This is a genomic window from Clostridium sp. OS1-26 (assembly GCF_030915445.1).
Taxonomy (GTDB): Bacteria; Bacillota; Clostridia; order Clostridiales; family Clostridiaceae; genus Clostridium_AM.
Genome location: NZ_CP133264.1, coordinates 2921722 through 2933680, shown reverse-complemented (window position 1 = coordinate 2933680; position 11959 = coordinate 2921722). Strand labels below are relative to the sequence as shown.

Below are 11959 nucleotides of genomic sequence, written 5' to 3'. Positions count from 1 at the left end.
TCCAAATATCGTTATCGTTTCTTCTTAAATTATTTTATAATATATTTTGTGAAAAGTAAACTAAAATAAAAAGTTTGGAGGAAATTGTATGAATTCTGTTTCTAAATCTTCAGTACATCTAAAGCCGGTATTGCTACGGTCTGGAGTATCGCCAAATGTAGCCACAGCAGTTGCTTGCTTATGTGCTTTTATGGTTGTGATGGATAGTGCTATTGTCAATGTGGCACTTCCAAGTATTGCGACCGATCTCAATTTATCAGTGATTGGACAGCAGTGGATTATTGATCTTTATCTTTTGACGTTGGGCGGATTTATGATGTTAGCTGCCCGAGCAAGTGATCTCTTTGGCAGAAAAAACATATTGCAGATAGGCCTTATTTTGTTTACAGGTGCAAGTTTGGTTGGCGGTTTTTCTATGAACGGACAGATGTTGATGCTTGCACGTGCAGCACAGGGTTTAGGTGGGGCTGTTCTTGCAACATCCACCTTCGCAGTAATTGTTGCTGCTCATCCAAGAGGGAAAAATCAAGACCACGCTGTAGCTTTATGGGCGGCTTCATCTTCTATGGCTTCTGCGTTTGGAACAGTTTTTGGCGGGTTTATTACTCACTTTTTAAACTGGCGCTGGGTTATGTTTGTTAACATTCCTATCGGTATTACTTTGAGTATGATTGTTGCCGTTAGTATGATACGTCCATCCCAAAACAACACCAATATAAAATTAGATATCCCTGGAGCACTATTAATTACTTTTGCCACGACCTTATTCATTTTTGGAATCACACAAAGTACAAGTGCTGGATGGAATTCTCCGATGGTTTCGATGTCTATTTGTACATCAATTATATTGTTTATAGTGTTTGGAGTTGTGGAATCTCGCGTACAGCAACCGTTATTGCGCCTGACAGTCTTTCGCCATCGAAATGTGAAAATTGGGGTAGTAATGATTTTGGGATTAGGTGCAATTCTAACAGCCAATATATTCTTTCTGTCACAAACATTACAGCAGGTAAGTCAATATGGTGTATTACAAACAGGGCTTGCTATGCTGCCAATGGCTAGTGTCATGGCTGTAGCTTCTATTTCATCCCGCTATATTCGCGAAGCAGGCTTTACCCGATTGCCATTTTGGGGTGGGATAACAGCAGCAGTTGGATTTGTATGGCTAAATTGGTTACCGGTCAATCCTCAATACGTTACACAGTTCCTTTTACCGACTCTTTTAGTCGGTTCTGGAATCGGATTTATGTTAATGACAGCAATCCAAGCAGTACTAGCTGGTGTTCCACAAGAAGAATCCGGGATTGTGTCGGGACTTCAAAACACTGCTCGCCAACTAGGTGGTGCTTTGGGAGTTGCCATTTTAGTCACGTTGTCTCAAGCCGTCACCACTGGGCAAGAAAGCATTTATTATAATACGACTGCTGTTAGACAAATGGCAGGTTATCACGCAGCGTTTTTAGTTGCGGGAGTGGTAAGCGCAACGTTTGCAGTTTTATCTTTACTTCTTAAGCGGAATCCAGATGAAGTGCATAGTAAATAATTTTTATCTTTCTAGAACGTATAATTATTTCAAATATATTTCTGCTTGGAATGTGTCAAAACAATAGTTAGTCTTGTTAAAATGGTTGTCATTGAACCATTTTCTATCTTGGCTAACAGTAGAAATCAATCTCGCTAAATAAAAAAAGTGAGTTTGGCAGATATATCTCCGTACCTAATTGATAATTACCGCAACCCTCCAAACCTATGAGTTTGGAGGGTATTTTATGTGTATTCTGTATGCTGTAAAGAATGATCAGCCGCTTCTTTATAGTGACTTGGCTTGATAAGGCAGATATCATCTTGATTTAAATGAATTATCTATATGTTGAATACGAAAAAAGTAAGAATGCTTCACTATAATTTTTTAACTTAAATCCTTATTTATATAATCTTTGTTATATTAATATCTTGGTTTTTCTTTTTTATGACAAGCATCTATACTACATTAACAGGCAAGCTTATCATTAAAACGACATTTAGGACAACTGCCCTTTGGAAGATGCCTTAAAATGGCTAAAAATTGTTCGTAATGGTTAAATATAGGCATAAAATTCGCAACCAAATCTTAATTTTATTGAGTTCTTAATCACACTAAAATTTAGAAGTCATATACTAAAACGGAAAGAATGAAAAAAGGAGATCATATATGGCATTAATTTTATCTGCATTATTGTTTAGTTTATCATCTAACTTAGATAATGTAGTTGTAGGTATCGCTTATGGAATAAAGAAAATAAAAATAGGAATAATTTCAAATTTTATAATAGCAGCTATAACATCTACAGGAACATTTTTGTCTATGTCACTTGGAGTTTATATATCAAAATTCTTACCTCATGCTGTAGCAAATGCATTAGGTGCTGGAGCTATTATTATATTGGGAGTGTATTTTGTAAGCCAAAGCATAATAAAACTTATAAATAATAAAAAATCAAAAGAACTTGCTTTAAAAGACATTACTGATATGATTGAGTATGCTGAAAAATCAGATTTAGATAACTCCGGTGATATAAATATAAAGGAAGCTCTCATTGTAGCATTAGGATTAACCTTTAACAACCTAGGAACTGGTGTAGCAGCCAGTATAACTGGAGTTAGTATTCAATTTACAGTGATATTTACATTTATATTAAGCATACTTACAATTATACTTGGTGAAGCTGTAGGTAACCATGTATTGGGTAAACTATTTGGTAAATATGCACCATTAATTTCAGGCGTATTGCTAATAATACTTGGTATAGTTGAATTCCTTAATTAATATTTCTTGTTTTTAAGTTATTTTATCAATAATTATCAGTAGTAATTGCAATATATTTTGCAGCTGAGAATATAATATTATACTTAAATTTAAATTACATTTATTCTTATTAGAGTAAAATATTTACTTTAACCTAATGCTATGCTATAATGATTATCATAAGGAATATATTGATAAAAATAATTCACCTAAAAGGGAGTAGTTTAATAGATATTGTCAACATATTGGTTAAAAACCTGGCAATATCCGCAAAAATGTGAAACGAGACTTTTAGCGTATTTAAAATACGCTAAAAGTCTTTTTATTTTTTTGAAGGAGGACAAGTATGATTATAACAGTTTTAATTATGATTGTTTCAGCACTATTAATTTATTTTAGCTGCAAACTGTTTGTAAACGGAATTGAATGGGTAGGTAAAGCATTTAATATTTCTCAAAGTGCAGTAGGTTCCGTGCTTGCAGCTTTCGGTACAGCTTTGCCTGAAAGCATTGTAACTTTCATAGCTGTAGTTTTTGGCATAAACGCAAGTCAAAAAGACATTGGAGTTGGTGCAGCCTTAGGAGGACCTCTTGTATTAAGTACAATAGGATATTCTGTTATTGGTATTTGTATAATCATTTTTAGTGGTAGAAGAAAAATAGGAAGCTGTATTAATGTCAATGTAAAAAAATTAGCAAGAGATCAGATTTGGTTTATGTTTATTTTTATATTCAAGATAGGACTAGGACTTCTTACTTTTGCTATTAAGCCATGGTTAGGATTTTTATTTTTAATAGCTTATGCAATTTATTTTTATAAAGAAATGAGTGTAGATGCAGTAGAAGTAACAGAAGAACTTGAGCCGTTGAGATTTAGTTCTAAAAGCATAAATCCTAAGAAATCATTAATTCTATCTCAAACTATCCTGTCACTGATTTTTATATTTATTGCTTCACAATTATTTGTGCATAATTTGGATGCCCTAAGCATTTCCCTGGGAATGCCACCCCATTTAGTTGCTTTACTATTAAGTCCAATTGCTACAGAGCTGCCTGAAATATTAAATGTATTTATATGGGTAAAACAAGGTAAAGAAAATTTAGCAATTGCAAACATTAGTGGTTCTATGATGATTCAAGCCACAGTCCCAAGTGCATTAGGTATCATTTTCACTCCATGGATCCTTGATAAGTCGCTAATGTTTGCCGCTATAGTGACCTTTGGGGCTATTATAACTATATGGATAACTTTAAAAATAAGTTGTTTGTCAGCTAAAAAGCTATCTTTAAATGCTCTTTTATATGTTGTTTTTATTATAGGATTTTTATTAATAGAAGGTAATGCATTTTAACATGTATGCATTACCTCTTTTAAGATAAGTAACATTATTTTTAAATTTATCATAGTATATTTTAACTAATGTTTTTGGGGGCTGTAATGGAACAGATTATAACGTTATTAGGTATTGCAATAATAGCATTTATAAGTACCAATATAGATGATTTTTTTGTATTAGCTGCTTTTTTTTCTGATAATTCCTACAGTAAGAAAACAGTTATAATAGGACAATACATAGGTATGCTTATTATAATTGCAGTTAGTTGTATTGGATATATTTTTAAAATGCTGCTTCCTATGCAGTGGGTTGGAATTCTTGGTGTTCTGCCTATTATGATTGGAAGTAAGCATATAGTTAGGTATGTTAAAAATAGAAAAAGATATATTGATGATAATATAATTTCTATCAATACATCTAATGCAATTACTATTGAAAATATTGATGAGCAAAAAAATAGTACTACAAATATTATAAAAAAGATAGTAAATTCAAAGATTTCCTTTGTTGCAATGGTTACATTCTCAAATGGAGGAGATAATTTAGGTATTTATGTACCATTATTTGCTTCACTTAATTTAAGTGAACTTATATTTACTATTGTCATGTTTTTAATCATGGTTGCTGTTTGGTGCGAGATAGTAATTTTCTTTGCGAATAATAAACTTACAGGTATTATATTTAAGAAGTATGGAAAATCATGTTTTCCATTTGTGCTGATTTTATTAGGAGTATATATCATAATAAAATGTAATACATTATCGTTACTTAAGTGATAGTGTTCTTACTGCTCAATAGAGCAATAGGCTATGGCGAAATATAATATAGAAAGGAGAGTCTAACAATGAATAGCAATCCAGCATATTATAAAATAATTATTAGACTAGGAATATTATGTTTTGCCATATTTATTACCAGTGTGCTGTCAGCAATAGAAATAGGTATAAATATATACAAGGTAATAACAATAGTAATCTCTTTTGCATTTATTGTTATATTTATAATACTTTGGTTTAAGCATAAAAGGCAAAAGCTATAATATTCTTAAATACAGAATCCATTGTGACTGTTCTTTCTTTATACACAGTTATTTTAGTTACTTCTCCAATTCGAAAACTCTACTCCATCATTTGCCTCTACAAAATCACATATAGCATTTGCAATTTTATCTATTTGGTCATAGTCTAAAATATCTGGAGTATCTGTAGGCTTATTAGCTAATTTTTCTATACTTTCTTGCACTATAAAAATATTAGGTATGCCTTCAGCTTGAAAACTGCAATGGTCACTTAAACCTTCTATTTTAGAGTCTGCAAAGCTAATATTATTCTTTTTAAAGGTAGACTCTACAGCGTCATATAGTTTCTCAGATAATCTGCTTTCATTATGCAGCGCAAGGTTTTTACCTGCATTTTTAGCGCCTATACAATCAATGTTAATGTTGTATAAATTACTACTATATAAGTGCTTAGATTTGATATCCTGTACAAAAGCTCGACTTCCTTCCATAAATTCTTCTTCTCCATTAAAGGCACATAGAACTATATCCATATTAAAAGGTTTATTCTTTGATTTTTCTTTTAATATATGTGCTATCTGTATCAAAGCTGATACACCAGAAGCATTATCTAATGCTCCTCTATTAATCTTTCCATTAACATATCCTAAATGGTCAAAATGAGCTGATATTATTACTGCATTTTTACTATCCTTACCTCTTATAACCCCAACAACATTGTTGACAGTCTTAGTTTTAGCGTTCTTTTCATCATCTCGATAAGTGCTAGCAATCTTTTGAGAATACTTTTCATAGTAGGTATTCCCAAATAGAGGATCTAGTCCTATATCTTTAAACATCTTGGCAATGTACTCCCCAGCTTTTTCGTTTCCCTTTGAACCAGTTAGCCTTCCCTGAAATTCATCTGAGCATAAGGTGTTCACAATTTCTTTAGTATTCGGAACTTTTACAGGAGTTTGAACCTGTGTTGATTTTGCTGCTTGTTCATCACCTTGAATAGATTGCTTAATGCTTGAAGTATAAGAACAGGACGTAAAAGTTATAGTTATAGCAAAAATAGCACCTAATTTTAATATATTTTTAATAGTAATCCCCCCAATAATTTTGTATCTACAATTCTTTATATGCTTATTCAAATTGTTCGATAATTATTCTATAAGGGTTCCTTACTCTTATGACACAGTTTTAAAATATAACGTACTATTTCATGTTCAATGCTTTGTTGATAGTTTCTTTAATAATAGGACTACAACATTTACCTAAAGGATTGTTAATTTCACACTTCCCATCCTTCATTGCTCCTGTAAGCCTAACAATATCTTTCATATCTTTTGCTCCATCATTAAGTACTGCATTAATAATTTGTTCTTCCGTTACTTGATTGCAGTAACATATATATTTAGGATTAGCGTCTTTTTTATACCAAATAGGAATTTTCATATCTCGTTTTTCAAATATTACGTTCCCACCTAAATTATAATAAACAACATCACAATCTTCATTTAGGCAAATATGATAATTAGCCTCACTCACTTTATTTACAAGGCTATCAAGTATAAAATGCCTAACAGTTATTCCTTTTACTTCTTTAGTATCTCCGTTACATACAGGACATATAGAAAGTTCTTCTGCTGAACCAACAAAATTTTCTTTGTTTGCTCAACAAGACATTTTTATATCTTTGTTTTTCATCTTTTACACCTCCAAAATTAGGATATTAGGACATAATATTCTTAAAGTACGTCCCTCTTTTTAACCTAACCAACTTGCCGTAAGTCTCCCACTTCTTCAAGTGGGAGTTCAACGCCAAGTAAGTCATGCATTCGCATCTCTAAAATTCAAATGGGGTAAAAGAATCCCCATCTGAATTAAGATCTTGCTTCAATTAAAAATTAATTGATATAACATTTGAGTTCTGTAAGGTTCGCTATACATATAATATACTATTAATGCTATTACTATAAAACAAAAGCTGCTGATATATACAATGTTATTTCTTCGATTATTAGCAATATTTTTTGGATTAACAGAAAGTGAAAATATAAAATATCCTAAGATTCCTGTTGAAATCAGTAGTATACAACATTTAGTGTTTAGATATCCATATCCATGAACATTTATTATTGACCATATTATCCAGAGTACCCAGCATACCGCAAGAGTTAAAATTGCCAGCCCCCTATACATACTACTACTATCTAAGTTAGCAGAAGTCTTGACTCCTGTTTCTAAAAAATATTTACTATTATTTACGTTTACTTCATGTCCAAACCTATTACTATAGTATTCATCTTTTATTTTTTCAGGATAAATGTACTTTATCTTTCCAGGGAATAACTCATCATGTTTACTACTATCGAAGTCTTTTGGTAATTCTTTTATGGCAACATAAGTAAGTTTATTATTTTTTTCATCTTTAAAGAGTTCTTTTAAATATTTATCAACACCTGTAATTCCTTCATTAGCTAATTTATTCTCTGCTGTTTTAATTTGGAAATCCATAATATCAAGACTTTTCATAGAGCCTTTATGTACAAAGAATGATGTTACAAATAATATGGCAGATATCACTAATAAAACTAGTGATGTTATTAATGTTTTTTGAGCAAATAATTTTTGAAACTTTAGTACCTTATTTAATTCGTTTCTTATCTGAAACTCTTCTCCAAATCTTTCTATAGCAATTCTTACACTTTCTTCTTCAGTAACTCCATTTTCTTGAAGCTCCTTTACAGTTTGTATTAAATGACTTCTCATTTCTTGTTTTAAATCTTCTGCTTCTTTAGAGGAATCACTTGCACCTCTATATATAGAATTTAGGTATTTATCTATTCTATCCATTCTTTCTCTCCCCCAAAAATTTATCTACTATGCTCTTAAAAAATTGCCATTCTTTTTGTGAGTTCTCTAAATATTTTTTGCCCTTATCAGTTATATGGTGATATTTTCGCCTCCCCCCGCCACTTATTGAGTCGTCCCAATATGACTCTACAAGTCCATTGTTTTCAAGTCTTTTTAATACTACATACATTGTTCCTTCTTTAATTTCAAAGGTTTCTTGACTTGTGTTTCTTATCTTTTTAGCAATATCATATCCATATAAATCTTCATCTTCTAATAGGCTCAATATTATACTTTCAATGTATCCTTTTATCATCTCTTTGTTTATTTCCAAATATTATCACCTCTGTAACATCATAGCATAGATTACTCTATAGTGTAAAGTAGTACATAGTATTAAACTGTTAAATAACAAAAAAACATAGATTCTATTAAATCTATGTTTAAGCGCTGCTCTCTGTTTCGCTATATACTATCATTATGACGCAACTTAAAAACATTTTAAACTAATAAAATTTTATTCACAACCATCTGTGCCCTTTATCAAATCGTATCATTTTAGATGATTCATTGCATTTAAAGAATATTATGTAATAATTAATTTAATAATTAAAAATACTAATACAATCCATATTAATATAATTGGAATAGCAAAATACCATCTTTTAGGTTTTCCATTATTCCATAAATTTTCTGCTTCAACTCTACATTGCTTAAATATTTCTTCTGGTATAAATTGTATTGTTACTGCTATAAGTATTGGAAGTAAAATTATGTCATCTAATAGACCTATTACTGGTATAAAATCAGGTATAAAGTCAATAGGCGACAAGGCATATCCAATTGTAATTCCTGCAAAAATCTTTGCTGCTACAGGTGTTTCTTTTTTCTTTAAAGCAATGAATACAGCAGGTATATCTAATTTTAATTTTTTTGCTCTATCTTTGAAATCCATATTTTAGTTCTCCTATTAATTACTTTAACTTCGCATTCTCTTATCATTATGACGCAACTTAAAAACATTTTAAACTAATAAAAATTTATTTTGTATGATATAAGATGAGAAGATTGCGTGTTATGATCTGCTGTATCATGTGTTTATTTTTTTTATTAATGGTCGATTCTATTTCTATTAGCAACTATAACTCCTACAAGTGGATGTAACCTGTGTACTTCAACTGTAAAATCAAAATTCGAGAAACAATTCATTAACTCTTCAACACTTGATGGGAAATCTACTTCTGGTCCATATCCTACTAAGGAAAATTCTTGTCTATAATCGTTAGGATTTTGAAAAAACATTAAATCGCCAATAATAATACTTTGTAAACTTTCTCCTCCTACATTAATCATTTTTTCTATTGCTTTTTGTTTATATGCTGTAGTTAGATGGTGTAAAGCATAATTTGAAATAATTTTTGTAATACATTTTTTCTGTAAATCTACATTCAAGTTAGGTTCTTCGAATGTTCCTATATAAAGTTCAATATTATGTATTCTTTCATTTTCAATATTCTCTTTAGCTTGTTTAATCATTCCATCACTAATATCTACCCCAATTGCTAATTTTACTTTTCGAGATAGCTCTATAATTTGTTTTCCAGTGCCACACCCTAAATCAAGTACAACATCGTTAATATTAGGTTTAATCAATTCATTTATTAGCTCTGCTGTTTTAGACCTCCAGTAATAGCTATTAGTGACATACTGGTTACTTGCTTGGTTAAATCGCTGCTTTGCTCTTGTTTCCATATTTGTTATCTTGATAATATCTATAAGTTGCTGAATTTCCAAAAAACTATTATTTTGTATTTGTTTTTCGGCTTTATTTAGGGCAGTAATAACCGTCTCAATATGCTTCTTCTTTTCCTCTAATGCTTTTGTTTGGATACTGATTATACTTTCTATATTTTGACCTTTTTCATTTATAAGTTGTCTTATTTCTTCAAGTGATAACCCAATAAATTTTAATGTAGTAATCTGCTGTAACTTGATAAAATCTTCATCACAATAAATTCTATAACCTGCTTCCGTTTTTGATGATGGCTGTAATAACCTAATCTTATCATAATGAAGCAATGTTTTTACAGTTATCCCCGATTTTCTAGCAAACTCTCCAATTTTCAAGACTTCGCCTCCTCTCAAAGTTATTCTAAATCCTAACCTTAGGTTAGAGTCAATACTGATTTGTTAGCATTTATTAGATGATTATTATAAATTTATCATTGAATCCTTATCTAAATGGTAAAGTCCATATTGACATTGATTCAAGTATTGTTGCTATACATATGATGCTGCAAGCTACTGAACTTGAATTTAGTTAATGAAACCAGTGCTATTCAAACACTGGTTTATTTTAAAATCTTTTAACTTAGTATCAGAATGAAATATATGTTGGATACGAAAATGGCAGATTGACATTATCATAAATTAGTCTTTAAATAACTCTTCTACAGCTACAGTAAATCCCGTGAAAATTTTAGAATCTATGGTGCCGCTATTTTTAACAACGTCAATTTGGTCATATAATCCTTCATCATTAAGACTATATGTCTGGACTGTATTAAGCATTGGGTTTACAATCCAATATTCCTTGACACCATATTTCATGTATAAGTTTAGTTTTACAACAAGGTCATTTGATTGATTAGAAGGTGATAATATCTCAATTATTAAAGTAATGAAACAAAAATATCTTGATATAATTCTTCTCGTGATTTCTCAGGTGGAATGTATGGATTACTAACTAAAGGCTTTACCTTATCGGAGCATTCATAAGTAGCATAGCAGTTGGATGATAGACTGAAAACTAATACCAATATCATAAATATTACTATTGTTTTTTTCTTCATTGATAACATCTCCTCAGTAACTTTTATAATAGTATTTCCCTTTTATAAAAATTACAGATTGGTAACTACCTCATAAAGTGTTCATACCTTTTATCAAATCATCTTCTTTTAAACAATAATATTTTATCAAGAATTATATTAACTTACATATATTGAAACCTATTCCTTTCTCGTTTATTTAACAATGTCTTACTGTTATGATACAAAGCAAATGTTATATAGTATCATATATTTAATGATATCTTAAATATAAATCCAACATTAAAGCATAAATAACTTACAACAATTATTGAAATAGCTACTCCAATAATACTTGTATATTTGCCAAATTCATTACTATTTGTTTTCTCTGGATTTATAGTCTCCTTATATAAAAAAAATAGTATTAATAAAGTAAAACTTACAATACCCCCCGATATACTTTTTCTTGCAAATGAAAACATAGTCCCCCAATATGCCCAAGTTAGCACTCCGAAGAAAATATACTTTCCTATAAAATATAATTTATTAATTATGTTTAAACTTTCAAACATGAATTTGTTAGTTTTATTGTTCATTGAATCCCCCTATTTTACTAATATTACATTATCCAACAATATTATCACAAACACAAGTAACCAATTAAGGCTGGTATGCCTTAATCCTATAAATCAAATGTTATCATATATTAATATCTTGGTTTTTCTTTTTGAGCAATATAAAAATTATCAACACCAATTTTTTTCATAGTGTCATTATTCCCTTTCCATTTTTCAGCAACAAGTGCATTATACGTTGTAGGATTACAAGGATATTTGGAACATTCAAAACAGAAGTTTACTTTTTCTTTTTTATGGCACTCATTTATACTACATTGACAGTTAGGCTTATCGCTAAAACGACACCCTGGACAACTACCCTTTGAAAGATGCTTTAAAACGGCTAAAAATTGTTCATAATGATTAAATGCAGGCACAAAGTCCTTTGTTTTTTCAGCCATCTTCTCAAAGTTTACTAAGTTCTCATCAAGTTCTTTGCTTAATAGTACTATTTTACCATTTTCATAATATGCACACCTTGAGCAGTCAATCCCACAAGGGGCTAAATCCTTTACAGCTTGTTCATAGTTATTCATAATAATTCCTCCT

General features: G+C 30.4%; 15 protein-coding genes. 5 read left to right on the top strand and 10 right to left on the bottom strand.

From position 1 onward, the window contains the following. Positions 1-88: 88 nt before the first annotated feature. From RCG18_RS14320 to RCG18_RS14300, 5 genes are all read left to right on the top strand, one after another. Positions 89-1543, top strand: a complete 1455-nt coding sequence (locus tag RCG18_RS14320; protein ID WP_308041925.1) for an MFS transporter — start codon at positions 89-91, stop codon at positions 1541-1543. Between the two features lie 648 nt (positions 1544-2191). Continuing rightward, positions 2192-2806 carry a manganese efflux pump gene (locus RCG18_RS14315; protein ID WP_308041924.1) on the top strand — a complete coding sequence of 205 codons (615 nt, stop codon included), beginning with the start codon at positions 2192-2194 and terminating at the stop codon, positions 2804-2806. 325 nt (positions 2807-3131) lie between these two features. Further along, positions 3132-4136 (top strand): sodium:calcium antiporter, encoded by a 1005-nt coding sequence (locus RCG18_RS14310; RefSeq protein ID WP_308041923.1) that lies wholly within the window; start codon positions 3132-3134, stop codon positions 4134-4136. An 86-nt stretch (positions 4137-4222) separates the two neighbouring features. Then, the gene (locus tag RCG18_RS14305; RefSeq protein WP_308041922.1) at positions 4223-4897 is read left to right on the top strand and encodes a cadmium resistance transporter; all 675 of its coding nucleotides are present in this window, start codon (positions 4223-4225) and stop codon (positions 4895-4897) included. Positions 4898-4965: 68 nt separating this feature from the next. Next, entirely contained in the window at positions 4966-5160 is a 195-nt protein-coding gene (locus RCG18_RS14300) for a hypothetical protein (RefSeq protein ID WP_308041921.1), read from the top strand. 53 nt (positions 5161-5213) lie between these two features. Here the strand turns inward: RCG18_RS14300 and RCG18_RS14295 are convergent, their stop codons facing one another. The 10 genes from RCG18_RS14295 to RCG18_RS14245 form a co-directional block, all read right to left on the bottom strand. Next, a complete protein-coding gene (locus RCG18_RS14295) occupies positions 5214-6275 on the bottom strand; it encodes a M28 family peptidase (RefSeq protein WP_308041920.1) in 1062 nt (353 codons plus the stop codon). A gap of 64 nt (positions 6276-6339) precedes the next feature. Beyond that, complete coding sequence (locus RCG18_RS29070; protein ID WP_374119107.1) at positions 6340-6831, bottom strand: Csac_0668 family 2Fe-2S cluster-binding (seleno)protein; 492 nt, start codon at positions 6829-6831, stop codon at positions 6340-6342. A 189-nt stretch (positions 6832-7020) separates the two neighbouring features. Then, positions 7021-7980 carry a permease prefix domain 1-containing protein gene (locus tag RCG18_RS14280; RefSeq protein WP_308041918.1) on the bottom strand — a complete coding sequence of 320 codons (960 nt, stop codon included), beginning with the start codon at positions 7978-7980 and terminating at the stop codon, positions 7021-7023. Next, positions 7973-8314, bottom strand: coding sequence for a PadR family transcriptional regulator (locus tag RCG18_RS14275; protein WP_308041917.1), 342 nt, complete (start codon positions 8312-8314; stop codon positions 7973-7975). Before RCG18_RS14275 ends, RCG18_RS14280 begins: the two co-directional genes overlap by 8 nt. Positions 8315-8566: 252 nt before the next feature. Continuing rightward, a complete protein-coding gene (locus RCG18_RS14270) occupies positions 8567-8935 on the bottom strand; it encodes a DUF1232 domain-containing protein (RefSeq protein WP_308041916.1) in 369 nt (122 codons plus the stop codon). A 155-nt stretch (positions 8936-9090) separates the two neighbouring features. Next, positions 9091-10107 carry a MerR family transcriptional regulator gene (locus tag RCG18_RS14265; RefSeq protein ID WP_308041915.1) on the bottom strand — a complete coding sequence of 339 codons (1017 nt, stop codon included), beginning with the start codon at positions 10105-10107 and terminating at the stop codon, positions 9091-9093. A 303-nt stretch (positions 10108-10410) separates the two neighbouring features. Further along, on the bottom strand, positions 10411-10644 hold the full coding sequence (locus RCG18_RS14260) for a Uma2 family endonuclease (protein WP_308042032.1): 234 nt from the start codon (positions 10642-10644) through the stop codon (positions 10411-10413). Between the two features lie 8 nt (positions 10645-10652). Further along, on the bottom strand, positions 10653-10832 hold the full coding sequence (locus RCG18_RS14255) for a hypothetical protein (RefSeq protein WP_308041914.1): 180 nt from the start codon (positions 10830-10832) through the stop codon (positions 10653-10655). A 224-nt stretch (positions 10833-11056) separates the two neighbouring features. Beyond that, positions 11057-11389, bottom strand: a complete 333-nt coding sequence (locus RCG18_RS14250; RefSeq protein ID WP_308041913.1) for a hypothetical protein — start codon at positions 11387-11389, stop codon at positions 11057-11059. 110 nt (positions 11390-11499) lie between these two features. Continuing rightward, positions 11500-11946 (bottom strand): DUF3795 domain-containing protein, encoded by a 447-nt coding sequence (locus RCG18_RS14245; protein WP_308041912.1) that lies wholly within the window; start codon positions 11944-11946, stop codon positions 11500-11502. Positions 11947-11959: the final 13 nt, after the last annotated feature.

Bases quoted from the DNA above. Each gene is read 5' to 3' on its own strand.
- RCG18_RS14320 (WP_308041925.1), top strand. From the start codon at position 89: ATGAATTCTGTTTCTAAATCTTCAGTACATCTAAAGCCGGTATTGCTA.
- RCG18_RS14315 (WP_308041924.1), top strand. From the start codon at position 2,192: ATGGCATTAATTTTATCTGCATTATTGTTTAGTTTATCATCTAACTTA.
- RCG18_RS14310 (WP_308041923.1), top strand. From the start codon at position 3,132: ATGATTATAACAGTTTTAATTATGATTGTTTCAGCACTATTAATTTAT.
- RCG18_RS14305 (WP_308041922.1), top strand. From the start codon at position 4,223: ATGGAACAGATTATAACGTTATTAGGTATTGCAATAATAGCATTTATA.
- RCG18_RS14300 (WP_308041921.1), top strand. From the start codon at position 4,966: ATGAATAGCAATCCAGCATATTATAAAATAATTATTAGACTAGGAATA.
- RCG18_RS14280 (WP_308041918.1), bottom strand. From the start codon at position 7,980: ATGGATAGAATAGATAAATACCTAAATTCTATATATAGAGGTGCAAGT.
- RCG18_RS14270 (WP_308041916.1), bottom strand. From the start codon at position 8,935: ATGGATTTCAAAGATAGAGCAAAAAAATTAAAATTAGATATACCTGCT.
- RCG18_RS14255 (WP_308041914.1), bottom strand. From the start codon at position 10,832: ATGAAGAAAAAAACAATAGTAATATTTATGATATTGGTATTAGTTTTC.
- RCG18_RS14250 (WP_308041913.1), bottom strand. From the start codon at position 11,389: ATGAACAATAAAACTAACAAATTCATGTTTGAAAGTTTAAACATAATT.
- RCG18_RS14245 (WP_308041912.1), bottom strand. From the start codon at position 11,946: ATGAATAACTATGAACAAGCTGTAAAGGATTTAGCCCCTTGTGGGATT.